This window comes from Nonomuraea sp. NPDC050478, assembly GCF_044458265.1.
Lineage (GTDB): Bacteria > Actinomycetota > Actinomycetes > Streptosporangiales > Streptosporangiaceae > Nonomuraea > Nonomuraea ferruginea.
The window spans coordinates 529166-551026 of record NZ_JBITHT010000007.1; the positions used below are offsets into that span (position 1 = coordinate 529166).

Annotated in this window: 23 protein-coding genes; 5 read left to right on the forward strand and 18 right to left on the reverse strand. The window is 71.1% G+C overall.

What is annotated here, in order from left to right:
• Nucleotides 1-45 precede the first annotated feature (45 nt).
• The 5 genes from ACIBF7_RS35280 to ACIBF7_RS35300 all read right to left on the reverse strand — a co-directional run bounded on the left by ACIBF7_RS35280 (nucleotide 46) and on the right by ACIBF7_RS35300 (nucleotide 4530).
• Nucleotides 46-1545, reverse strand: coding sequence for an extracellular solute-binding protein (locus ACIBF7_RS35280; protein ID WP_397199077.1), 1500 nt, complete (start codon nucleotides 1543-1545; stop codon nucleotides 46-48).
• A 56-nt stretch (nucleotides 1546-1601) separates the two neighbouring features.
• Entirely contained in the window at nucleotides 1602-2231 is a 630-nt protein-coding gene (locus tag ACIBF7_RS35285) for a YesL family protein (RefSeq protein ID WP_397199078.1), read from the reverse strand.
• Between the two features lie 439 nt (nucleotides 2232-2670).
• Nucleotides 2671-2802, reverse strand: a complete 132-nt coding sequence (locus ACIBF7_RS35290; protein ID WP_397199079.1) for a hypothetical protein — start codon at nucleotides 2800-2802, stop codon at nucleotides 2671-2673.
• 30 nt (nucleotides 2803-2832) lie between these two features.
• Entirely contained in the window at nucleotides 2833-3870 is a 1038-nt protein-coding gene (locus ACIBF7_RS35295) for a LacI family DNA-binding transcriptional regulator (protein ID WP_364230541.1), read from the reverse strand.
• Nucleotides 3871-3963: 93 nt separating this feature from the next.
• Nucleotides 3964-4530, reverse strand: a complete 567-nt coding sequence (locus ACIBF7_RS35300) for a TetR/AcrR family transcriptional regulator (protein WP_397199080.1) — start codon at nucleotides 4528-4530, stop codon at nucleotides 3964-3966.
• 97 nt (nucleotides 4531-4627) lie between these two features.
• Here ACIBF7_RS35300 and ACIBF7_RS35305 point away from each other — a divergent pair, with 97 nt between their 5' ends.
• The gene (locus ACIBF7_RS35305) at nucleotides 4628-5446 is read left to right on the forward strand and encodes an NAD(P)H-binding protein (RefSeq protein ID WP_364230535.1); all 819 of its coding nucleotides are present in this window, start codon (nucleotides 4628-4630) and stop codon (nucleotides 5444-5446) included.
• A 19-nt stretch (nucleotides 5447-5465) separates the two neighbouring features.
• Here the strand turns inward: ACIBF7_RS35305 and ACIBF7_RS35310 are convergent, their stop codons facing one another.
• Nucleotides 5466-6113 carry an acVLRF1 family peptidyl-tRNA hydrolase gene (locus ACIBF7_RS35310; RefSeq protein ID WP_364230532.1) on the reverse strand — a complete coding sequence of 216 codons (648 nt, stop codon included), beginning with the start codon at nucleotides 6111-6113 and terminating at the stop codon, nucleotides 5466-5468.
• Between the two features lie 119 nt (nucleotides 6114-6232).
• Here ACIBF7_RS35310 and ACIBF7_RS35315 point away from each other — a divergent pair, with 119 nt between their 5' ends.
• Together ACIBF7_RS35315 and ACIBF7_RS35320 are read left to right on the forward strand one after the other, a co-directional pair.
• The gene (locus tag ACIBF7_RS35315; RefSeq protein ID WP_364230529.1) at nucleotides 6233-7282 is read left to right on the forward strand and encodes an EAL domain-containing protein; all 1050 of its coding nucleotides are present in this window, start codon (nucleotides 6233-6235) and stop codon (nucleotides 7280-7282) included.
• Between the two features lie 9 nt (nucleotides 7283-7291).
• On the forward strand, nucleotides 7292-8581 hold the full coding sequence (locus ACIBF7_RS35320) for an aminotransferase class V-fold PLP-dependent enzyme (RefSeq protein ID WP_397199081.1): 1290 nt from the start codon (nucleotides 7292-7294) through the stop codon (nucleotides 8579-8581).
• 73 nt (nucleotides 8582-8654) lie between these two features.
• Here ACIBF7_RS35320 and hisG read toward each other — a convergent pair whose 3' ends face one another.
• The 3 genes from hisG to ACIBF7_RS35335 form a co-directional block, all read right to left on the reverse strand.
• Nucleotides 8655-9500, reverse strand: a complete 846-nt coding sequence (hisG, locus tag ACIBF7_RS35325; protein ID WP_148031309.1) for an ATP phosphoribosyltransferase — start codon at nucleotides 9498-9500, stop codon at nucleotides 8655-8657.
• 62 nt (nucleotides 9501-9562) lie between these two features.
• Nucleotides 9563-9826, reverse strand: a complete 264-nt coding sequence (locus tag ACIBF7_RS35330) for a phosphoribosyl-ATP diphosphatase (RefSeq protein WP_397199082.1) — start codon at nucleotides 9824-9826, stop codon at nucleotides 9563-9565.
• Between the two features lie 134 nt (nucleotides 9827-9960).
• Nucleotides 9961-10728, reverse strand: a complete 768-nt coding sequence (locus ACIBF7_RS35335; RefSeq protein ID WP_397199083.1) for an SDR family oxidoreductase — start codon at nucleotides 10726-10728, stop codon at nucleotides 9961-9963.
• Between the two features lie 146 nt (nucleotides 10729-10874).
• On the opposite strand from ACIBF7_RS35335, the gene ACIBF7_RS35340 reads away from it, so the two are divergent.
• Both ACIBF7_RS35340 and ACIBF7_RS35345 read left to right on the forward strand, forming a co-directional pair.
• A complete protein-coding gene (locus ACIBF7_RS35340) occupies nucleotides 10875-11786 on the forward strand; it encodes an NAD(P)-dependent oxidoreductase (RefSeq protein WP_271275614.1) in 912 nt (303 codons plus the stop codon).
• The gene (locus ACIBF7_RS35345; protein ID WP_397199084.1) at nucleotides 11783-12712 is read left to right on the forward strand and encodes an RNA polymerase sigma-70 factor; all 930 of its coding nucleotides are present in this window, start codon (nucleotides 11783-11785) and stop codon (nucleotides 12710-12712) included. The genes ACIBF7_RS35340 and ACIBF7_RS35345 overlap by 4 nt, the downstream gene beginning before the upstream one ends.
• A gap of 597 nt (nucleotides 12713-13309) precedes the next feature.
• Here the strand turns inward: ACIBF7_RS35345 and ACIBF7_RS35350 are convergent.
• The 9 genes from ACIBF7_RS35350 to ACIBF7_RS35390 all read right to left on the reverse strand — a co-directional run bounded on the left by ACIBF7_RS35350 (nucleotide 13310) and on the right by ACIBF7_RS35390 (nucleotide 21803).
• Nucleotides 13310-15127, reverse strand: a complete 1818-nt coding sequence (locus tag ACIBF7_RS35350) for a DEAD/DEAH box helicase (protein WP_148031304.1) — start codon at nucleotides 15125-15127, stop codon at nucleotides 13310-13312.
• A 304-nt stretch (nucleotides 15128-15431) separates the two neighbouring features.
• A complete protein-coding gene (locus ACIBF7_RS35355; protein WP_148031303.1) occupies nucleotides 15432-15791 on the reverse strand; it encodes a metal-sulfur cluster assembly factor in 360 nt (119 codons plus the stop codon).
• Nucleotides 15788-16228, reverse strand: coding sequence for a Fe-S cluster assembly sulfur transfer protein SufU (gene sufU, locus ACIBF7_RS35360; protein WP_148031302.1), 441 nt, complete (start codon nucleotides 16226-16228; stop codon nucleotides 15788-15790). Before sufU ends, ACIBF7_RS35355 begins: the two co-directional genes overlap by 4 nt.
• Nucleotides 16229-16230: 2 nt before the next feature.
• Nucleotides 16231-17493, reverse strand: a complete 1263-nt coding sequence (locus tag ACIBF7_RS35365; RefSeq protein ID WP_397199085.1) for a cysteine desulfurase — start codon at nucleotides 17491-17493, stop codon at nucleotides 16231-16233.
• Nucleotides 17490-18236, reverse strand: a complete 747-nt coding sequence (sufC, locus tag ACIBF7_RS35370) for a Fe-S cluster assembly ATPase SufC (RefSeq protein WP_148031300.1) — start codon at nucleotides 18234-18236, stop codon at nucleotides 17490-17492. The genes ACIBF7_RS35365 and sufC overlap by 4 nt, the downstream gene beginning before the upstream one ends.
• Before the next feature lie 3 nt (nucleotides 18237-18239).
• Nucleotides 18240-18557, reverse strand: coding sequence for a non-heme iron oxygenase ferredoxin subunit (locus ACIBF7_RS35375; protein ID WP_148031299.1), 318 nt, complete (start codon nucleotides 18555-18557; stop codon nucleotides 18240-18242).
• Nucleotides 18554-19675 carry a Fe-S cluster assembly protein SufD gene (gene sufD, locus ACIBF7_RS35380; RefSeq protein WP_397199086.1) on the reverse strand — a complete coding sequence of 374 codons (1122 nt, stop codon included), beginning with the start codon at nucleotides 19673-19675 and terminating at the stop codon, nucleotides 18554-18556. The genes ACIBF7_RS35375 and sufD overlap by 4 nt, the downstream gene beginning before the upstream one ends.
• Complete coding sequence (gene sufB / locus ACIBF7_RS35385) at nucleotides 19675-21087, reverse strand: Fe-S cluster assembly protein SufB (RefSeq protein WP_148031297.1); 1413 nt, start codon at nucleotides 21085-21087, stop codon at nucleotides 19675-19677. The genes sufD and sufB overlap by 1 nt, the downstream gene beginning before the upstream one ends.
• Entirely contained in the window at nucleotides 21084-21803 is a 720-nt protein-coding gene (locus ACIBF7_RS35390) for a metalloregulator ArsR/SmtB family transcription factor (protein ID WP_148031296.1), read from the reverse strand. Before ACIBF7_RS35390 ends, sufB begins: the two co-directional genes overlap by 4 nt.
• Between the last annotated feature and the right edge of the window lie 58 nt (nucleotides 21804-21861).

Here is a 21861-nt window from a genome sequence, read left to right on the forward strand (position 1 = left end):
GAAAGGAGAGGCCCGGGTGGCCCCCGGGCCTCTCGGTCGAGCCGGTCAGCCGCCTATCTTGGAGATCCCGTCCTGGAGCTCGGCGAGGATCTGGGTGCCGCCGCTGTCGTACCAGCGCTTGATCTCGGCCTTGAACTCGTCCTCGGTCAGCGCACCCGCCAGATACTTGATCCGGGCGTCGGTCGGGATCGGGCCGAGCGTGGCGCCCTTCTCGACCGCGGTCTGCGAGATGACCGGCAGCGACGGGTCGTGCACGGCGGTCTGCAGGTCCAGCTCCATGAGCTCGTCACGCTGCTTGAGCCAGTCCTGCTCGGCCTGGCTGGGGCGCATCCACTCGTACGCGTCACCGGCGACGCCGACGCTGGCGGTCGTGCCGAGCTGGATGAAGCCGAACTGCACGTCGTTGTTGATGACCTTGACCGCCGGGTCGTCTTCGTTGATCTTCACGGCGTAGCCGTCCTCGACCTTGAAGTTGCGGCCCTCGATGCCGTTGTTCAACAGGATCGAGCCTTCCTTGCCGGCCAGCTTGTCCAGCGTGGTCAGCACGTCGTCGAGCTGTTCCTCGGTCTGGACGCGCTGCTTGGAGATAGCCACGATGCCGTTGTAGCCGGTGAACGGCAGGGAGAACTTCTGCCCGTCGGGCCGGGTCAGGTTGCCCGCCATCGCGACCTTCTGGTCGTAGGTCTCCGGGTCCAGCTCCTTGAACTTGTCGAAGAGCTCGCCGGCCCGGACGTTGACGTCGATGATGATGCCGCCCTTGCCCTGGAGGAACGGGTCGTTCCACTTGCCGGTGTCCAGGGTGGCCCAGTCGGGGTTGACCAGGCCCTCGTCGATGAACTTCTTGGTGTACTTCTGCGCCTCCCAGAACTCCGGCACGTCGAACTCGGGGACGAGCTTGCCGTCGCGCATGCCGTAGTTGTTCGGGGTGCCGAACCAGACGTCGATGGCGTTGTACGGGCTGGACGCGGAGAACACGGGGGCGGGCCACTTCGGCAGGATGAGGCCGTAGGTGTCCTTCTTGCCGTTGCCGTCGGGGTCCTTCTCGGTGAACGCCTTGGCGATCTCGTACAGGTCGTCGGTGGTCTTGGGCGGCTCCAGGTCCAGATTCTCCAGCCAGTCCTTGCGGAGCACGACCGCCGAGCGCAGCAGGGGGCGGACCCGGTAGATGCCGTAGTTGCGGCCGTCGGTCTTGGAGTTGATCCAGGCCTGCTGCGACTTCGGCTTGAGGTTCGGGTACTTGTCGAGCTTGTCGGTCAGGTCCCAGAACGCTCCCGCCTTCGCGGCCTGGACGAACGACGCGCCCTTGTTGTCCTGGATGACCACCACGTCCGGGATGGCGTTGGAGGCCAGCATGACGTTGGTCTTGTCGTTGTACTCGGCGTTGGGCACCCAGGTGATCTGCAGCTTCTTGCCCACGAGCTTCTCGACGGCCTGCTGGATCTCGCCCTTGGGGTCGGGAGCGGTCTGGAACAGCGGGACCATCATGGTCAGCGTGTCGCTTTCCGCCGCCCCCTCACCGGCGCCGCTGGAGCAGGCGGACGCCACGAGAGCTGCTGTTAGCGTTAACGCACCGGCGGCCAGCCGGCGACGACGGGATGCGGTCATCGGTTCCCTTTCGAGTGCAGGCGCGCCTCGTTCTCCTCGAAGAACCGCAGGCACAGCCACGTGTTGAGGCAGATCCACGCGCCGACGCTGAGGAGGAGCGCGAGGAGGGGGGCCGCCACCGTCGCGAAGACGATCGCGGCGAGCACGAACAGCAGGAGCACGGACGAGGCCGGCCGGGTGAGCGCCAGCAGTGAGGCCTTCGGCAGGTAGGCCGGCAGCGGCAGGTCGTAGTGCGCGTAGAGCGGCCCCAGGTAGGACCCGACGCAGGCGAGCGCCACGAGGGCCACGAGGGTGGCCACCTGCCACGCCCTGGCGCCGGGCCCGAGTGCGGCGAAGTAGAGGAGGTTGCCGACGAGGACGGTGGCGACCACCGCCAGGGGCAGGACGAGCAGGGACGCGCGGACGAACTCGCGCCGGTAGACGCGCCAGAACTCGGGCAGCGCATGAATCGATTCACCACGAGCGTGCCTCCGGGCCAGCGTGTACGCGGCCACGGTGGCGGGCCCGAGCCCGAGCACGACGCCGCCGAGTAGCGTGAAGACGATCCACAGCACGTTCAGCCGGGCCGCCCAGACCACCTCGGAACAGGCGGCCTGCAACCTGATTGACATGGCGGGATGGCTCATCCGGCAGCACCTTCTCGTGGCGTGTGCGCGGACCCGGGGACGGGAGCCGTTGCATGCTGGTTCCCGTCCCGTTACGCGGGGGTGAACGGCGGTCGGTTGCTGCGAAAGTAGTGTTGAATCGACTCAAAGTCAATGCGTCGCCACCCCCGGATTCCCGGACTCGCCGCCACCTGGCTGAACCTCACCCGTCCGCCCGTCAGCGGCGGGACCCTTCACGGAGCCGTCGCCGGTCCAGCGGACCAATGTCAGGCCCTTGACCGCGAAGGTCACCGCGTCACCTGAACGTGCAGCGCGACCGCGTACGGCCGTCGGCGTCGTGCACCGCCGGCGGCGGGTCCACCCCCTGCGCGACCAGGTGGAAGCCTTGGCTCTCGCAGATTGCAGGTATGCAACGATCTTTCCCGATCGCCGGCCCTTGCTCGCGGACAGGCCGGATGCCTCACTCGATCCGCATCTCGGCCGGACGCCGGCACATCAGCGCGATCTCCTCGGCTCTCGCCGTCGCCCCGCCAGGCACGAGCGGACGCACACTCCACACGACCGGCGAGGCGTCGTCCCTGCGAGCGGGCACGCGTCCGCTTCCCGGACGGTGGAGCGCCGCTCAGGCGTCTCTGCGGATCGCCTTGCTCGACTCGCGGACGACCAGGTCGGGCTGGAAGATCACCTGCCTGTGACGGTGCTCGTCCGGTGAGGAGACCTCCTCCAGCAGCAGCTCGATGGCGGTACGGCCGAGCAGCTCACGCGGCTGACGCACCGACGACAGCGGCACCGCCGCGGCGGCGGCGAAGTCGATGTCGTCGTAGCCGACGATCGCCACGTCGTCGGGCACCTTGAGCCCTCGCAACGACATGGCCTGCAGGAACCCGAGGGCGAGCAGGTCGTTGGCGCAGAAGGCGGCGGTCGGCCGCTCGGCCCCCGGCAGCGCGGCCAGGCGCTCCCCGGCGGCCCGCCCGGCGGCCACGCCCAGCGCCGTGGTCTCGAAGTCGACGAGCTCGGCGCCTTCCCCGGCGGAGGCGGACACAGCGGCGGACACGGCGGCGGAGGCCCCGGCGTGGCGGTCGGCGACCTGTTTGATCGACAGCGGCCCGCCGACGAACGCGATGCGCCGGTGGCCGCGCTCGATCAGGTGGGCGGCGGCCACCTGACCGCCGAGCCGGTCGTCGACGGCGACCGAGCACTGCATGCCGGTGGCGGCGCTGTCGACCAGCACCACGGGCGTGCCCCTGGCGGTGAGCTGGGCCAGGCGCGGGCTGGCGGCGTCGACCGGGGTGATCAGGACGCCCAGCACCCGCTGCTGCTCCAGCTGGTCGAGGTGGCGGCGCTCGCGGTCGGGGTCGGCGGCGCTGTTGCAGAGCATCATCATCGTGTCGTGCTCGTCGGCCACCGCCTCGGCGCCCTGGGCGACGTCGGCGAAGAACGGGTTGGAGACGTCGAGGACGACCAGCCCCACCGTGCGGCTGCGCCCGACCCGCAGGTGACGGGCCACCTCGTTGCGGACGAACCCCAGCTCGCGGATGGCCTCGAAGACCCGCTCACGCGTGGCGGGCGAGACGATCTCGGGGCGGTTGAGCACGTTGCTCACGGTGCCGACCGAGACCCGCGCCAGCTGCGCGACCTCCTTGATGCTCCTGGTCCCCATTGATCCTCACGAGGCCGTGCCGCTGTTAACGGGTTCATCATAGCGGCCTTGAAGATTTTTTTGAATCGTCTCAAAGACGTGGCGATCCCGTGATCAGCCCTGCGCGGCCCCGGCCGCCATCCCGTCCAGCATCAGCCCGAGGAACCAGGTGGGCCGGGCCGCGACGTGCGCGGGCAGCGGGCCGGGATGGCAGGCGAACAGGTTGAGCAGCGCCACCACGTCGTCCACCCCCACGTCGGCGCGCATCCGGCCGTCGGCCTGGGCCTGCCGGACGAGCGCGGTGAAACGTTCCAGCCAGCGCTGACGGGTCTCCTCGAACCCCGGCCCGACCGTCGCCTCCTCGGGCACCCCGGCCAGCACGGCGGCGAGCACGCCCCGCCCCGAGTCGCCCGCCCACAGCACGAACGCCCGCAGCGCGCTCCAGGCGTCGCGCTCCTCGGCCACGGCGCGGTCGAGGGCCTCGCCCAGCGAGTGCACGTAGTGCTCCCCCATGGCGGCGAGCAGCGCGGCCCGATCGGGGAAGCGCCGGTAGAGCGTGCCGACGCCGACGCCCGCGCGGCGGGCGATGAGCTCCATGGGCGCGGCGGAGCCCCGCTCGGCCATGACGGCCGCCGCGGCCTCCACGATCTTGCCCAGGTTCCGCCTGGCGTCCGCCCGCACGGAGGAAATCGTACCGCCCCGAATAAGTGGACGACGAGATTCCGCTTCCTGTACGGTCCCCCTAACCGGAATGATGTCATCCACTTAGGGGAAGTCCATGATCGTGGTCACCGGCGCCACCGGCTCCATAGGCCGGGCGCTCGTCGCCCTGCTCCCGCCCGGCGAGGTCGCCGCCGTCACCCGCGAGCCCGCCGGTCTCGGCGGTCCGTACGTGCCGGGCGACCTGGAACGGCCCGAGTCGATCGGCGCGCACCTGTCGCCCGGCGACCGGCTGTTCCTCAACAGCTCGCTCTGGCCCGGCGTGGTGGACGCCCACCGCGCGGTCGTCGACCTGGCGCGGGAGGCCGGGGTGGCGCAGGTGGTGACGGTCTCCGTACGCCACGCCAGGCCGGGCGGCAGGCTCGGTCAGGACCCGCACGGCCGCATCGACGAGCACCTGCGCGCGTCCGGCCTGCCGCACGCGATCCTGCGGCCCGGCGGGTTCATGCAGAACCTGCCGGGCGAGGTGCGCGACGGCCGCATCCACGGCTCGTACGGCGCGGCCAAGGTCAGCTACATCGACGCCCGGGACATCGCCGCGGCGGCGGCCGCCCTGCTGACCGCGCCGGTGGGCCCGAGCGCCACGTACACGCTCACCGGGCCCGAGGCGCACACCCACGACGAGATCGCCGCGGCGGTCACGGCGGCGATCGGCCGGCCGGTGACCTACGTCGACCTCCCGGTCCCCGCCATGGCCGCCCACCTGGCCGCCCAGGGGGTGCCGCAGGGCGCCGCCACGGAGGTGGCCACGATGATGCGGGAGATGGAGACGGAGGACTGGGCCTCGGTCACCTCCGCGGTCGAGGACCTCACCGGCCGCCCGCCGCGCCCCCTGACGGCCTTCCTCGCCGACCACGCCCACGCCTTCGGCGCCTGACCTCCTCCGCCGGGCGCGGTCACGCGGGGTCGGTGACGCGCACGCGGACGGCCCGGAACTGGGCCGGGGTCTCCTTGAGCACCGCCAGCTTCGGGTCGGGGACCGTCAGGAACGGCTCTGTCTCCAGGGCCAGCAGCGGCGCCAGGCGCGGGTCGGCGCGCAGGGCGTCCACCGCTCTGCGGTCGCCGCCCAGCACGACGGCGTCCAGCTCGTGCGGCGTCAGGACCCGCAGGGCCGTCTCTGCGGCCGCCTCGAAGGCCTTGCCCGCCTGGTTGGACCTGCGGCGGGCGAAGCGCTGCTGCGACCAGCCGCCCGCCGCCGTGCGCCCCTGGACCAGCCGCGACCCGACCTTGGACGCGACCAGCGCGGTCCCGTCGAACACCCCGGCCGCGTATCCTCCGAGCCGCACCAGCACGACCCCCACCCGACGGGCGGCGCGGGAGTGCTCGACGAGCCGGGTGACGTGCGGCGGGCCCGGACGCATCGGCGGGAAGGGCACGTGCAGCTCGGCCACCGCCCCGTCGCGCGCCGTCAGCCGCACCAGGCGGTCGTCGCCGGCGGCCTCGAAGGGCCCGTGGCGGGCGGCGAACCCGTCGATCCACGGATTCAGCCGCTCAGGCGGCACGGAGACCCACCGGCCGCCGCCCTTCGCCGGTCGCGCGTTCATGCCGGAAGGCTAACCGACCGGCGGCGCGCGTTCACCGGCCGGGGAATCTCCGGGGAAATGTCGGTGAATTCCACCGCGGGAGACTGTCGCGGGGTCCCGGACCAGCCCATCATCGCTACGTGTCCTCCCTGCTCACAGGCCCTCTTGTGGATCTCGACACGGGTTCGGTGATCGCCCGGCCGGCGATGCTCGACCCGTCGGGGAATCTGCGGGCCGCCCCGCTGCCGATGGTCCTGGACGTCCCGGTCCAGGTGGTGCTGTCGGGCGCGGGGGCGATGGCCCCGCTGCACGAGGCGCTGCGCCGCGCCGGCCGGCATCCGCGCGAGCTGATCCTGCTGCTGAGCGGCCCGTGCGCGCCGCAGGAGCGAAGGCTGCTCAGGGTGGCGCTCGACGGGCTGCGGGCCCACGGCTACCTGCTCGGATTCGGCGGCGCCGGGACCGAGCACGTGCCGCTCGATTTGATCGCGGACGCGTCCCCGTACCTGGTGGGGATCGCGCCGGAGCTGATCGCGCGGGCGCCCCGCGACCACCGGGCGGTGGCGGCGGCGCGCGCGGTGGTGACGCTGGCGCGCGGCGTGGGCGCGCACGTGCTGGCGCCCGCGATCGAGGACGAGGCGCAGCTGGCCGCGGCGCGCTCGTGGGGCGCGCGGATGGCGACCGGGCCGCTGCTGTCGCCCGGCCCCGACGGGCTGGTACGGGTGCCGCTGGGCACGGCCGACGACCAGCCGGAGGCGACGCTCGGCCCCCGCGTGCAGGAGCTGCTGCTGCCGGCGGTGACGCTGCCCGAGGCGGCGAAGGCGGAGCAGGCGGTGGAGGCGTTCGGGCGCGAGCCGACGATCACCAGCGTGGTCCTGGTGGACGAGTACCAGCGTCCGCTGGGCAGCCTGGACCGCGGCCGGTTCCTGCTCTCGATCGCCTCCCGGTACGGGCACGCGCTGTACGGGTCGAAACCGGCGCGGCGGCTGGCCGATCCGCCCCGCACGGTGCCGCGGACCACTCCGGCGGTGGCGGCGATGCAGGCGGCCGGCCGGGACACCGGCCGCGTCTACGACGACCTGGTGGTCACCGACGAGGTCAACCGCTGCCTGGGCATCGTCCGGATCTCGGACCTGATCAGGCAGGTAACGACTCGCCCGGCGCTCTGGGCAGATCGGCGCGTCCCGGGATAGGAAGGGAGCGTGACGCGGCAGCTGAACAGACGGGCGGTGCTCGGCGCGGGGATGCTCGCCGGGGTGGCGGCCTGCACCTCCTCCCCCGCCCCCGAGCCGTCTCCGGCCTTCGACGCGGACGACTGGGAGTCGGTGCGCGCGCAGTTCACGCTCGATCCGGCGTACGGGCAGTTCGCGGCGTTCGTGCTGGCCCCCGCGCCGGCCCCGGTGCGGGCGGCGATCGAGCGGCACCGCGCGGGCCTGGACGCCGACCCGCACTACCTGCCCGCCGGCAACGCCTCTCCTGACGCCACCGTACGGGAGACGGCCGCGCGCTTCGTCGGCGCCGACGCCCGGCAGCTCGCGCTCACCGACAGCACCACGATGGGCCTGGGCCTGCTCTACTCCGGCATGCGTCTCAAGGACGGCCAGGACGTGCTCACCACCGAGCACGACTTCCTGGCCACCCACGAGGGGGTGCGGCTGCTCGCCGACCGCACCGGCGCGAAGGTGCGCAGGGTCAGGCTGTACGACGACCCCGCCCAGGCGTCGGAGGCCCGGATCGTCGAGGCGATCAAGGACGGCCTGGGGCCGCGCACCCGCGTGGTGGCGGTGACGTGGGTGCACTCCAGCACGGGGGTGCGGCTGCCGATCCGGGCCATCGCCGACATGCTGGCCGAGGCCAACCGGGGCCGCGACGAGGCCGACAGGGCGCTGCTGTGCGTCGACGGCGTGCACGGGTTCGGCGCGATGGCCGACGAGATGGGCGACCTGGGCTGCGACTTCATGGCCAGCGGCACGCACAAGTGGCTGTTCGGGCCGCGCGGCACCGGCATCCTGTGGGGCCGGGCCTGGGACGCGCTCGCCCCGGTCATCCCCGGCTTCGGGCGGTCCTCGTTCGTGGCCTGGCAGCGCGGCGAGGGGCCGGCCGAGACCACGGCCGACCTGGCCACGCCGGGCGGCTACAAGGCGTTCGAGCACCGGTGGGCGATGACACAGGCGTTCAACTTCCAGAAGGCGATCGGCAAGGACCGCATCCAGCGGCGCACCCAGGAGCTGGCCACCCGGCTCAAGAGCGGCTTGCGCGCGCTCCCGCACGTCCGGCTGGCCACCCCCGACTCCCCCGGCCTCTCGGCGGGGCTCGTGTGCTGCTCGATCGACGGCATGGACGCGGCCCAGGCGGTGTCCCGCCTGCACGGGCGCAAGGTCATCGCCTCCACCACCCCGTACGTGCCGTCACTGCTGCGTTTCGGCACCAGCATCGTCACCACGCCCGAGCAGGTCGACCACGCCGTCGAAGCGGTGAAAGGACTCGCCTGACGTCCTCCCGTGAGGGTTCCCGCCTCGGGCACGCGTTTCGCCCGGCCCGCCGCTCCGACTACGGGTTGCGCTACTAGAGCCGGCAGGCGTAGATGTCGGTGACGAGGATGGCGCGGGCGCCGAGGTCCCACAGTTTGTCCATGACCTGCTGGTGGCCCTGGCGGCGGACCATCGCGCGGACGGCCACCCAGCCCTCACGGTGCAGCGGCGAGACCGTCGGCCCCTCCATGCCGGGCGTGAGCGCGATGGCCTCCTCGATCCGCTCGGCGCGGATGTCGTAGTCCATCATGACGAAGTCGCGGGCGTGCACCACGCCCTGGATGCGGCGGACGATCTGCTGCATGGCGGGCGAGTCGGGGGTGCCGTTCCGCTTGATCAGCACGCCCTCCGAGCGCATGATCGGCTCGCCGAACACCTCAAGCCCGACGTTGCGCAGGGTGGTGCCGGTCTCGACCACGTCGGCCACCGCGTCGGCGACGCCCAGCCTTATGGCGGTCTCGACGGCGCCGTCGAGCTTGATCACGCGGGCGTCGACGCCCTGGTCGGACAGGTACTTCTCGAGCAGCCCGGTGTAGGAGGTGGCCACCCGCAGCCCCTGCAGGTCGTGCACGCTGGTCAGGGTGCCGGCCTTGGCGGCCAGCCGGAAGGTGGAGGCGCCGAAGCCGAGCGGCATGATCTCCTCGACGGGCGCGCCGGAGTCGATGAGCATGTCCCTGCCGGTGATGCCGGCGTCGAGCGTGCCCTCGCCGACGTAGACGGCGATGTCGCGGGGGCGCAGGAAGAACAGCTCGCAGCCGTTCGCCTCGTCGACGACGAACAGCTCCTTGCTGTCTCTGCGGGGCCGGTAGCCGGCCTCCTTGAGCATGGTCTGGGCGGCCTCGCTGAGAGCGCCCTTGTTGGGTACGGCCAGACGTAGCATGTCAGTGGTCCTCGGATGGGTCGCGAAACGTGCGGGACGGGCGGAGGCGGGCGCGGGGCGCCCTAGAGATGCTTGTACACCTCGTCGAGCCCGATGCCCTTCGCGATCATCAGCACCTGCACGTGGTAGAGGAGCTGCGAGATCTCCTCGGCGGCCCGGTCGTTCGACTCGTGCTCGGCGGCCATCCAGCTCTCGGCGGCCTCCTCGACGACCTTCTTGCCGATGGCATGGACGCCGACGTCGAGCGCGGCCACGGTGCCCGAGCCCGCGGGCCGGGTCTGCGCCTTCTCGGACAGCTCGGCGAACAGCTCTTCGAAGGTCTTCATGATCTCTCTCGTCGTTCGGCAGGGATGCTACTCAAGCCTAGTCTGCGCCAGGCACCGGACTCACCCGCGGCCGGGCGCGTTCCCTGGCGCGTCGCGCCCGGCCTCTCGGGTGGAGTGGTCCGTTCAACCGGCAGTCACCAGGGCACGGGGCCGTCCTCGCTGAAGAATCCACCGGTCGGCCCGTCCGCGTCCAGCGTCGCCAGTCGTACCACGACCGTCGCGCCCTGCGCGGGGGTGAGGAACCCGCGGTGGTCGTTGATGTCCGTGGCGACGTAGCCGGGGGCCGCGGCGTTGACCAGGATGCCGTCCTTCCGCAGCTCGTTGGCGTACTGCACGGTCAGCGCGTTGAGCGCGGTCTTGGAGGGCGAGTACGCGGCCGACTGCGGCAGCCCGCTCAGCGGGCCGCCCGGCTCGCTGTTGAGGGCCAGCGACCCGCCGCCGCTGCTGAGGTTGACGATCCGCGGCGCCGGCGACCGCCGCAGCAGCGGGAGCATGGCGTTGGTGACCGCGATCACCCCGAAGACGTTGGTCTCGAACACCGACCGGACCATGTCCAGGTCGACGCCGCTGGGGATCTGGTCGACGGCGTCCTCGGGCGGGACCTGGCCGGAGCCGGTGATGGCGGCGTTGTTGACCAGCACGTCGAGGCGGCCGAACCGCTCCTCGACCCATCCGGCGGCCGCCTCGACGGTGGCGAGGTCGGTGACGTCGAGGGTGACGGCGTGCGCGTCGCCGCCTCCCGCGCGCACCGCCGCCGCGGCCTCCTCGCCGCGCCGCGCGTTCCTGGCGCCGATCAGGACCGTCACGCCCAGTTCGGCGAGTCGCTCCGCGGTCGCCCGGCCGATCCCCTTGTTCGCCCCGGTGATCAGGGCGATCTTCCGGTGTGTGTTCCGCTCGTCCATGGCCAAGCTCCTGTCTCGGTGAGTCTGTCCGCCCCGGGACGAGACAGGCCGGCCGCGCTGTGACATGCACGGCCGATGTCACAGACGGCTGTGCTGTCTCGTCCCGGGTGGCGGAAACAGCCAGTGACGTGGGAAAGGTGATGGTCATGCGGGTGTTCGTGGCCGGCGGGGCCGGGGTGCTGGGACGGCGGCTGGTGCGGCGGCTCGTGGCGCGCGGCCACCAGGTGACCGCGACGACGACGGGCGCGGGCAAGCTGGGCCTCCTGGAGCGCCTCGGCGCCGAGGCGGTCGTGATGGACGGGCTGGACGCGGAAGCGGTCGGCGAGGCGGTGGCCAGGGCCCGGCCGGACGTGATCGTGCACCAGATGACCGCCATCGGCGGCAAGCCCGACATCAAGCACTTCGACCGCTGGTTCGCCACCACCAACCGGCTGCGCACCGAGGGGACGGACCACCTGCTGGCCGCCGCCGAGGCGACCGGCGTCTCCCATGTCGTCGCGCAGAGCTACGCCTCGTGGAACGGCATCCGTACGGGCGGGTGGGTGAAGACGGAGGAGGATCCGCTGGACCCGACGAGCACGGGCCAGGGGGCGGCGGCGATCCGCCACCTCGAACAGGTGGTCGCCGCGGCCGGGGGCGCGGTCCTGCGCTACGGCGCCTTCTACGGGCCCGGGGCCACCGACGCCCAGGTCGAGCTGGTGCGTAAGCGGCAGTATCCGGTCATCGGCGACGGCGGCGGCTACAGTTCGTGGGTGCATCTCGACGACGCGGCCGAGGCCACCGTCCTGGCCGTGGAACAGCGGGCGAGGGGCGTGTTCAACATCGTCGACGACGAGCCGGCCCCGGCGCGCGAGTGGCTGCCATATTTGGCCGCGTGCGCGGGGGCCAAACCGCCGATGCGGATCCCGGTCTGGCTGGCCAGGCCGCTGGCCGGGAGGACCGCGGTGGCGATGATGACCGAGGGGCGCGGCTTCTCCAACGCCAAGGCCAAGCGGGAGCTCGGCTGGCGGCTGCGCCACCCTTCCTGGCGTCTGGGCTTCAAGGAGGAGCTGGCGTGACCAGGGCGGAGGAGTTCCAGGAGCTGCGGCCGCTGCTGTTCTCGATCGCCTATCGGATCCTGGGCAGCGTGGGCGAGGCCGAGGACGCGGTCCAGGAGGCCTGGCTGCGCTACGACGCCTACCCCGGGCGACCGGCGTCGGCCAAGGCGTTCCTGGCGGCCACGGTGTCCAGGATCGCGATCGACGTGCTGCGCTCGGCCCGCGTCCGGCGGGAGCAGTACACCGGCCGGTGGTTCCCCGAGCCGCTGCTGGCCGACCCCTACGAGGATCCGGAGCGGTCGGCGGAGCTGGCCGACTCGCTGTCGATGGCGGCCCTGCTGCTGCTGGAGCGGCTCAGCCCGCTGGAGCGGGCGGTCTTCGTGCTGCGGGAGGTGTTCGGGTTCGGCTTCGGCGAGGTCGCCGCGGCGGTGGGGCGCTCGGAGGCGGCGTGCCGTCAGCTCGCCGTGCGGGCGCGCCGTCACATGGAGGCGGGACGCGCCCGGTTCGAGACCGACCGCCGCGAGCGGGACGAGCTCGCCGGACGGTTCTTCGACGCCTTCCGTGACGGGGACGTCGACGGGCTGCGCGACCTGCTCGCCGCCGACGTGCGGATGGTCGGCGACAGCGGCGGCAACGCCCCGCTGTGGGGCACGGGCGTCTTCGGCGCCGGCAAGGTGGCCAGGGTCCTGGCCGGGATCGCCGGGCCGTTCGTCCGCATCGGCGGCGTGGTGCAGCCGCACGAGGTCAACGGCCAGCCGGGCGCGATCTTCCGCGACCGAGAAGGCAGGATCGTCAACACCCTGACCCTCGACATCCTCTCCGGCCGCGTCCAGACGATCCGCGCAGTGATCAACCCCGACAAGCTCCGCCACCTGGGCCCGGTCGCGGACGCCTGGGCCATCGTCCGCGAAGCCAACCAAGCCCGCCGCCCCACACCCCAGCCATGACACCCGGTCCGCAACTCGCGAGCGCGAACAACACCCCCCACCGCCCCACACCCCAGCCACAACACCCGGTCCGCAACTCGCGAGCGCGAACAACACGCCCCACTGACCCAAACGTTCGCACACGCGAACACCCCCGCACCGTTCGACTGAACGGAAACGGGGGCGCTCACATGACTTGCGGTCGTGCGCGCCCCGCCGAACACATCACCCACGACCCGCCGTACACACCACTGACCAACACCTCCGCACACACGAACACCCCCGCGCCCGTTCGGGTGAATGGCGCGGGGGTGTTCGTATGGCCTCGCTTTGCGTGCCCTGCCGGATGGAGCGCAATCACCACCCACGATCCGCCGTAGAACCCCCGCACACGCGAACACCCCCGCACCGTTCGGGTGAACGGAACAGGGGTGTTCGTATGGCGCCGGCCTTGCGTGCCCTGCCGGATGGAGCGCAATCACCACCCACGATCCGCCGTAAAACCCCCGCACACGCGAACACCCCCGCACCGTTCGGGTGAACGGAACAGGGGTGTTCGTATGGCCTGGCCTTGCGATGCCCCGTCGGATGGACGGAACCCGTCACGGGCGGTGTGGGTCAGCGGTCGAAGCTGCGGCCGGAGCTGCCGCGGCGGTAGCCGCCGCCCCTGGTGCCGCGGTCGTCCGAGCGGAAGTTGCCGGGACGGTAGCCGTCGCGGGGACGGTCGTCGGAGCGGTATCCGCCGCGGTCGCGGTCACCCGTGGAGGGGCGGCCGCGGTCGGCGGAGTAGCGGTTGCCGCGGTCGTCGGGACGGAACCCGCCGCCTCGCGTCCCGCGGTCGTCACGGTAACCGCCGCCACGGGGACGGTCACCGTCGCGGGCGGGACGGTCGTCGCGGTAACCACCGCTGGGGCGGTCGTCACGGTAGCCACCGCCACGGGGACGGTCGCCCTCGCGGAAGGGGCGGTCGCGGCGGTCCTCACCGAAGCTGCGCGGCTGCGCGTCTCCGCCGTCGTGGCGGCGCGGGCCGCCGAACGGCCGCTCGCCCTCGTGGCGGCGCTGACCCGAGAAGCCGTCCTCGTGACGGCGAGGGCCGGAGAAACCGTCCTCGTGACGCCGGGGACGGCGCTCGCCGTCGAAGTCGCGACGGGGACGGCGGGAGCGGCCGTTGTGGTTGTCGCGGCGCGGGCGCAGGGGCTTGCGGACGTCCGGCTCCCACACGGGGATCGACTCGCCGCTCGGCACGCGGGCGCCGGTGACCTCCGCCACCCGGGGGTGGCCGGGGGTCGCCTTGAGGCGGAACGGGTGGATGCCGGCCCGCCGGGTCAGCGACTCGGTGGAGCGGCGCTCGTTCGGCAGCACCAGCGTGACGACGGTGCCCTTCTCGCCGGCGCGGGCCGTGCGGCCGCCCCGGTGCAGGTAGCTCTTGCTGTCCTGGGGCGGGTCGACGTGCAGCACCAGGCTGATGTTGTCGACGTGGATGCCGCGGGCGGCGACGTCGGTGCAGACGAGCACGTTGACGGAGCCCTCGCGGAACTCGGCCAGGATGCGGGTGCGCTGGTTCTGGCGCTTGCCGCCGTGCAGGCCGCCGGCCTTGACGCCGACCCTGGCCAGCTGCTTGCAGAGGCGGTCGACGCCGTGCTGGGTGCGCACGAAGATGATCGTACGGCCCTCGCGGTTGGCGATCTCGGCGGTGATGTCGAACTTGTCGTCGCGGGTCACCTGCAGCACGTGGTGCTCCATCGTGTCGACGGGCGAGGTGGCCGGTGCGACGGAGTGGCTGATGGGGTCCTTGAGGAAGCGCTGGACGAGCTTGTCGACGTCGCCGTCGAGGGTGGCGGAGAACAGCAGCCGCTGCCCGCTGGGCGGGGTCTGCGCGAGCAGCTCCGTCACCACCGGGAAGAAGCCGAGGTCGCACATGTGGTCGGCCTCGTCAAGGACGCTGATCTCGATGTCCTCCAGCGAGCACTCGCCCTGCCGGATCAAGTCGCCGAGCCGGCCGGGAGTGGCGATGACGACGTCGACGCCGCGGCGCAGCGCCTCGATCTGCTTGCCCATGGACATGCCGCCGACGACGACCTTCATGCGCAGGCCGAGGCCGCGGCCGAGGGGTTCGAGGGCGTCGTGCACCTGGAGGGCGAGCTCGCGGGTGGGGACGAGGACCATCGCGCGGGGGCGGCCGGGGGCCGGCTTGACGCCGGAGATGCGGGCCATCATGGGGAGGCCGAAGGCGAGGGTCTTGCCGGAGCCGGTCTGGCCGCGGCCGAGCACGTCGGCGCCGGCGAGCACGTCCGGGATGGCCGCGCTCTGGATGGGGAACGGGGAGCCGATGCCCTGCCTGGCCAGGCCGTTCACGAGCGGCTTGGGCAGGCCGAGCAGCTCGAACTCGGACGGGCCCTGCTCGGGGGTCGTCTCGGGCAGGACAGCGTCAAGCATGGTCACGAAATTCGTGCCTTTCAGTCGAAGTGGCACGTCACTTCTGCGAAAGGACGAGCCAGGACGTACGGCGACATTGCCGTACACATTGCAGTGCGCCCGCCATCGGGGCGGAGCTTGGGGGAAGGCGCACCTGAGGGCGCCGGCCGCAGGCGGCGCGGGACGCGCGATGAGGCGTCAGGTGTCCTTGGGTGCCAACACGGGAGAGATCACGCTTATTCCCGAGGAGGATCTCCGGACTTTCCGGGGACCTCCGGCATGCTGAAGCGGCCGGCGCCGAGGCGCCAGCCTCCAGCAGAAAAGATCAGACGTTGAAGCCTAGCATACGAAGCTGGTCGCGGCCCTCGTCAGTGATCTTGTCAGGGCCCCACGGCGGCAGCCAGACCCAGTTGATCTTCACGTCGGAGACCATGCCGTCGAGCGCGGAGTGCGCCTGGTCCTCGATGACGTCGGTCAGCGGGCAGGCCGCGCTGGTCAGGGTCATGTCGATGGTGGCGACGGGCTTGCCGTCCTGGCCGGGATCGAGGTTGAGGCCGTAGATCAGGCCGAGGTCGACGACGTTGATGCCGAGCTCGGGGTCGACGACGTCCTTGAGCGCCTCCATCAATTCCTCGACGGTCGCGTCACCGTCGAAGCCGGTCGGGGTCTCGACAGGCTTGCTCATTGTGCAGCACTCCTCACCACAGCGTCCTTGTAGGCCATCCATGACAGCAGCGCGCACTTGACGCGCGCGGGGAATTTGGCCACCCCGGCGAACGCCACCGCGTCGCCGAGCACGTCCTCGTCGGGCTCCACCTGCCCCCTGCCCTGCATGAGGCGGGTGAACTCGTCCACCACGGACAGGGTCTCCCGTACGGTCGAGCCGGTCGTCAGCTCGTGCAGCACCGAGGCCGCGGCCTGGCTGATGGAGCAGCCCTGACCGTCGTAGGAGACGTCTTCGATCTTGCCGGCCTCGCCCACCCTGACCCGCAGCGTGATCTCGTCGCCGCACGTCGGGTTCACGTGGTGAACCTCGGCGTCGTACGGCTCGCGCAGCCCCCGCCCCTGCGGGTGCTTGTAGTGCTCCAGGATCAGCTCCTGGTACATCGACTCGCCGATCATCGCTATGCGAACACTTTCTGGACGTGGTGGAGGCCGCGCACCAGGGCGTCGATCTCGCCCGTGGTGTTGTACAGATAGAACGACGCCCGCGTGGTCGCCGGTATTCCGAACCGCAGGTGCAGCGGGCGCGCGCAGTGGTGACCGACGCGCACCGCGACGCCGAACGCGTCGTCGAGGATCTGCCCCACGTCGTGCGGGTGTATGCCGTCCAGCGTGAACGCGAGCGTGCCGCCGCGCATCTCCAGCGAGTCGGGGCCGATCAGCCGCAGCCCCGGCAGCTCGCGCAGCGCGTCGAGGCCGTACGCGGCGAGCTCGCGCTCGTGGGCCTCGACGGCCGCCATGCCGACCCCGCTGAGGTAGTCGACGGCCGCGCCGAGGCCGATGGCCTCGACGATCGGCGGCGTGCCGGCCTCGAACTTGTGCGGGATGGGGGCGTAGGTCGAGCGGTCCATCCAGACCGCCTCGATCATCTCCCCGCCGCCCAGGAACGGGGGCATGGCCTCGAGCAGCTCGCCCCGGCCCCACAGCACGCCGATGCCGGAGGGGCCGACCATCTTGTGGCCCGTGAAGGCGACGAAGTCGACGCCCAGCGCGGCCACGTCCACCGGGTGGTGGGGCACCGACTGGGAGGCGTCGAGCATCACCAGCGCGCCGGCCTGCCGGGCGCGGGCCAGCACGTCGGCGACCGGGTTGACGGTGCCGAGGACGTTCGACTGGTGAGCGATCGAAATGATCTTCGTCCGCTCGGTGACCAGGTCGTCGAGCCCGGACAGGTCGAGCCGGCCCTCGTCGGTGACGCCGAACCACTTCAGCGTCGCGCCGGTGCGCTGCGCGAGCAGCTGCCACGGCACGATGTTGGAGTGGTGCTCCATCTCGGAGATGACGATCTCGTCACCGGGGCCGAGCCTGAAGCGGTCGTCGGTGTTGGCCGGGTTGCCGAAGGAGTAGGCGACCAGGTTGAGCGCCTCGGAGGCGTTCTTGGTGAAGACGACCTCGTCACGCGAGGGAGCGCCGACGAAAGCGGCGATCTTGTCGCGGGCGCTCTCGTAGGCCTCGGTGGACTCGGCGCCCAGGGCGTGCATGGCACGCCCCACGTTGCTGTAGTGCAGCGCCAGGTGCTCGCGCATGGTCTCGATGACCTGTGTGGGCTTCTGGGAAGAGTTGCCCGAGTCGAGATAGACGAGCGGGCGCCCGCCGGGCAGCTCGCGGGAGAGAACCGGGAAGTCCTTCCTGATCCTCTCCACGTCAAAGCTGGTCTGAGTCATGCAGATGCCTTCGTGTACTGCTCGTAGCCCTCGGACTCGAGCTTGTCCGCCAGCTCCGGCCCGCCCTCCTCGACGATCTTGCCGTTGGCGAAGACGTGCACGAAGTCGGGCTTCACATAGCGCAGGATGCGAGTGTAGTGCGTGATCAGCAGGACGCCGGTCTCGCCGGACTCGCGGAAGCGGTTGATGCCCTCCGACACCACGCGCAGCGCGTCGACGTCGAGCCCGGAGTCGGTCTCGTCGAGCACCGCGATCTTCGGCTTGAGCAGCTCCAGCTGGAGGATCTCGTGGCGCTTCTTCTCGCCGCCGGAGAAGCCTTCGTTGAGGTTGCGCTGGGCGAAGGAGCCGTCGATGGCGAGCGCGTCCATGCCGTTCTTCAGGTCCTTGGCGAACTGGCGCAGCTTGGGCGCCTCGCCGCGGACGGAGGTGACGGCCGAGCGCAGGAAGTTGGACACCGACACGCCGGGGACCTCGACGGGATACTGCATGGCCAGGAACAGGCCCGCGCGGGCCCGCTCGTCGACCGACAGCTCCAGCAGGTCGACGCCGTCGAGCAGCACCTGACCGCCGGTGATCGTGTACTTCGGATGACCGGCGATCGCGTAGGCGAGCGTGGACTTGCCGGAGCCGTTGGGGCCCATGATGGCGTGGGTCTCGCCCGACTTCACGGTCAGGTTGACGCCGCGCAGGATTTCCTTGTCCTCGACGGCGACCTGCAGGTCACGGATCTCAAGGGTGGACATTGCTTAGGACTCCTTCGAGAGCGAGACGAGCACGTCGTCGCCGTCGATCTTGACTGTGTAGACGTTCACGGGCTTGGTGGCGGGCGGGCCGGTGGGCTTGCCGGTGCGGATGTCGAAGCACGAGCCGTGCAGCCAGCACTCGAGCGTGCCGTCGTAGACGTCACCCTCGCTGAGCCGCACCTCGGCGTGGGAGCAGACATCGTGCAGGGCGAACACGTCGCCGCCCTTGCGCACCAGCGCCACCGGCGTCTCGCCGAGCTCGACGGCGATGACGCCACCGTCGGGGATGTCGCCGATCTGGCAGACCTTCTCGAAACTCATCGGGCGAGCTCCGCCTCCAGCGCCGCCATGACGCGGTCGCGGATCTCCTGGATCTGGATCTTCTCGACGAGCTGGCCGAGGAAGCCCCTGATGACCAGGCGGCGCGCCTCGTCGTACGGGATGCCCCGGGCCTGGAGGTAGAACAGGTGCTCGTCGTCGAGCCGACCGGACGTGGAGGCGTGCCCCGCGCCGGCCACCTCGCCGGTGAGGATCTCCAGGTTGGGCACCGAGTCGGCGCGGGCGCCGTCGGTGAGGATGAGGTTGCGGTTGAGCTCGTAGGTGTCGGTGCCCTCGGCCGCGACCCGGATGATCACGTCGCCGATCCAGACGGCGTGCGCGTCCTCGCCCTGGAGGGCGCCGCGGTAGTCGACGTTGCTCTTGCAGTTGGGCTGCGAGTGGTCGACCAGGAGGCGGTGCTCCAGGTGCTGACCGGCGTCGACGAAGTAGACGCCGGTGAGGTCGGCGTCGCCGCCGGGCCCGTCGTAGGACACGCTGGGCGACAGCCGGACCAGGTCGCCGCCGAGCGTCACCACGAAGCTGCGGAAGGTGGCGTCCCTGCCGAGCCTGGCGTGGTGGTGGCTGACGTGGACGGCGTCGTCCTGCCAGTCCTGCAGGCTGACCACGCGCAGCGTGGCGCCGTCGCCTACGGCGAACTCCACGTTGTCGGCGTAGACCGCGCTGCCCTGGTGGTCGAGCACGATCACGGCCTCGGCCATCGGCTCGACCTGGACCAGCAGGTGACCGTACGCGGCGCCGTCGCCGGCGCCGGTGAGCGTGACGACGGTCGGCTTGGACGTGACGGCCTCGCGCGGCACCGTGAGCACGGTCGCCTTCTCGAAGGCGTTGAACGCCTGCGCGCTGACCCGGTCGGCGGGCACGTAGACCTTGCCGAGCCGCGGGTCGTCGCGGCCCACGGTCTCGACGGTGACCTCGGGCGCGGCGTCCACGTCGACCTTGACGTGGCCCTCCGCGACGGCCTTGCCGTCGTGCAGGCCCTTCAGGCGCGAGAGCGGGGTGAAGCGCCACGCCTCCTCGCGCCCGGCCGGCACCTCGAAGTCGGCCAGGTCGTACGACGCCTTCTCGTGCAGGGTCGACAGGGGCTTCTCGTTCAGGCCCATCAGCCGACGGCTCCTTCCATCTGCAGCTCGATCAGCCGGTTGAGCTCGAGTGCGTACTCCATGGGCAGCTCGCGCGCGATCGGCTCGACGAAGCCGCGCACGATCATCGCCATCGCCTCGTCCTCGTCGAGCCCGCGGCTCATGAGGTAGAACAGCTGGTCCTCGCTGACCTTGGAGACCGTGGCCTCGTGACCCATCGACACGTCGTCCTCGCGGACGTCGACGTACGGGTAGGTGTCGGAGCGGCTGATCTGGTCGACGAGCAGGGCGTCGCACTTGACGGTGCTGGCGCTGCCGTGGGCGCCCTCCTCGATCTGCACGAGACCGCGGTAGGAGGTGCGTCCGCCGCCGCGCGCCACCGACTTGGAGATGACGGTGGAGCTGGTGTGCGGGGCGAGGTGGACCATCTTGGACCCGGCGTCCTGGTGCTGGCCCTCGCCCGCGAACGCGACGCTCAGGGTCTCGCCCTTGGCGTGCTCGCCCATGAGGTAGACGGCGGGGTACTTCATCGTGACCTTGGAGCCGATGTTGCCGTCGATCCACTCCATGGTCGCGCCCTCGTAGGCGACGGCGCGCTTGGTGACCAGGTTGTAGACGTTGTTGGACCAGTTCTGGATGGTCGTGTAACGGCAGCGGGCGTTCTTCTTCACGATGATCTCGACGACCGCGGAGTGGAGCGAGTCGGACGAGTAGATCGGCGCGGTGCAGCCCTCGACGTAGTGGACGTAGCTGTTCTCGTCGACGATGATCAGGGTCCGCTCGAACTGGCCCATGTTCTCGGTGTTGATCCGGAAGTAGGCCTGCAGCGGGATCTCGACCTCGACGTTCGGCGGCACGTAGATGAACGAGCCACCGGACCACACGGAGGTGTTGAGCGCGGCGAACTTGTTGTCGCCGACCGGGATGACGGAGCCGAAGTACTCCTTGAAGAGCTCCTCGTGCTCCTTCAGGCCCGTGTCGGTGTCGACGAAGATGACGCCCTTCTCCTCGAGGTCCTCACGGATCTTGTGGTAGACGACCTCGGATTCGTACTGGGCGGCGACGCCGGCGATGAGGCGCTGCTTCTCCGCCTCGGGGATGCCGAGCTTGTCGTAGGTGTTCTTGATGTCGGCGGGCAGCTCGTCCCAGGACGTCGCCTGCTTCTCCGTCGAACGCACGAAGTACTTGATGTTGTCGAAGTCGATGCTGGTGAGGTCGGAGCCCCACGTCGGCAGCGGCTTCCTGTCGAACAGGCGGAGGCCCTTCAGGCGAAGGTCGAGCATCCATTCCGGCTCGTTCTTCAGCGTGGAGATGTCGCGTACGACCTCCTCGGACAGGCCTCGCTTGGCCGCCGCGCCGGCGGCGTCGGGGTCGGCCCAGCCGAACTTGTAATTCCCGAGGCCTTCCAGCTCCGGGCGGTCGGTGACAGTCACCCTCCGGTCTCCTTGCTCTTCTCGCGAGTGCTTTTCTCGGCAGTTGCTCTATGTGGGACCCCCAGCGTCTGGGGGCTCACGTGCGTGGTGCAGACCCCGTCGCCGTGCGCGATCGTGGCCAGCCGCTGCACGGGGGTGCCGAGCAGCTGCGCGAACGCCTCCGTCTCGGCCTCGCACAGCTGCGGGAACTCCGCGGCCGCGTGGGCCACCGGGCAGTGGTGCTGGCAGAGCTGGTCGCCGCCCGACTTGGCCTTGGTGGCCGAGGCGGCGTAGCCCTCCGCGGACAGAGCCTGGGCCAGCACCTGGACGCGCTGGTCGGGTGGCACCTGCCGCATGACCGGCTCCAGCCGCCGCAGCAGGCCTGAGACCTGTGTGCGGGCGAAGTCGGCCACCGCCTCCTCCCCCAGACGCGCGGCCAGGAAACGCAGCGCGCTCCCGGCCAGGTCGTCATAGGCGTGCTCGAAGGCGCTGCGCCCCGCGTCGGTGATGGCGAACAGCTTGGCCGGACGCCCGCGCCCCCGCTGACCGCGCGGCCGCACCGTACGGGGTTCGATCATCCCGTCGGCGAGCAGCGCGTCGAGGTGGCGGCGGACGGCCGCGGGCGTGAGCCCGAGCCGCTCGCCCAGCGCCGACGCGGCGATGGGCCCGTGCTCCAGAATGAGCCGGGCGACGCGCGCACGGGTGCTGCGCTCGCTGCCTGGCTCTATCAAGGGCACGTTTTTCACAACATCAGTGTGCCCTAATTCCTTCCCGGTCCACAAACGGTTCCGAGCA

Coding starts and splice junctions, on each gene's coding strand:
- ACIBF7_RS35365 (WP_397199085.1), bottom strand. CDS start 17,493: ATGACTCAGACCAGCTTTGACGTGGAGAGGATCAGGAAGGACTTCCCG.
- sufU (WP_148031302.1), bottom strand. CDS start 16,228: ATGATCGGCGAGTCGATGTACCAGGAGCTGATCCTGGAGCACTACAAG.
- ACIBF7_RS35350 (WP_148031304.1), bottom strand. CDS start 15,127: ATGCTTGACGCTGTCCTGCCCGAGACGACCCCCGAGCAGGGCCCGTCC.
- ACIBF7_RS35330 (WP_397199082.1), bottom strand. CDS start 9,826: ATGAAGACCTTCGAAGAGCTGTTCGCCGAGCTGTCCGAGAAGGCGCAG.
- sufD (WP_397199086.1), bottom strand. CDS start 19,675: ATGGGCCTGAACGAGAAGCCCCTGTCGACCCTGCACGAGAAGGCGTCG.
- ACIBF7_RS35335 (WP_397199083.1), bottom strand. CDS start 10,728: ATGGACGAGCGGAACACACACCGGAAGATCGCCCTGATCACCGGGGCG.
- ACIBF7_RS35355 (WP_148031303.1), bottom strand. CDS start 15,791: ATGAGCAAGCCTGTCGAGACCCCGACCGGCTTCGACGGTGACGCGACC.
- ACIBF7_RS35295 (WP_364230541.1), bottom strand. CDS start 3,870: ATGGGGACCAGGAGCATCAAGGAGGTCGCGCAGCTGGCGCGGGTCTCG.
- ACIBF7_RS35310 (WP_364230532.1), bottom strand. CDS start 6,113: ATGAACGCGCGACCGGCGAAGGGCGGCGGCCGGTGGGTCTCCGTGCCG.
- hisG (WP_148031309.1), bottom strand. CDS start 9,500: ATGCTACGTCTGGCCGTACCCAACAAGGGCGCTCTCAGCGAGGCCGCC.
- ACIBF7_RS35285 (WP_397199078.1), bottom strand. CDS start 2,231: ATGAGCCATCCCGCCATGTCAATCAGGTTGCAGGCCGCCTGTTCCGAG.
- ACIBF7_RS35375 (WP_148031299.1), bottom strand. CDS start 18,557: ATGAGTTTCGAGAAGGTCTGCCAGATCGGCGACATCCCCGACGGTGGC.
- ACIBF7_RS35340 (WP_271275614.1), top strand. CDS start 10,875: ATGCGGGTGTTCGTGGCCGGCGGGGCCGGGGTGCTGGGACGGCGGCTG.
- sufC (WP_148031300.1), bottom strand. CDS start 18,236: ATGTCCACCCTTGAGATCCGTGACCTGCAGGTCGCCGTCGAGGACAAG.
- ACIBF7_RS35305 (WP_364230535.1), top strand. CDS start 4,628: ATGATCGTGGTCACCGGCGCCACCGGCTCCATAGGCCGGGCGCTCGTC.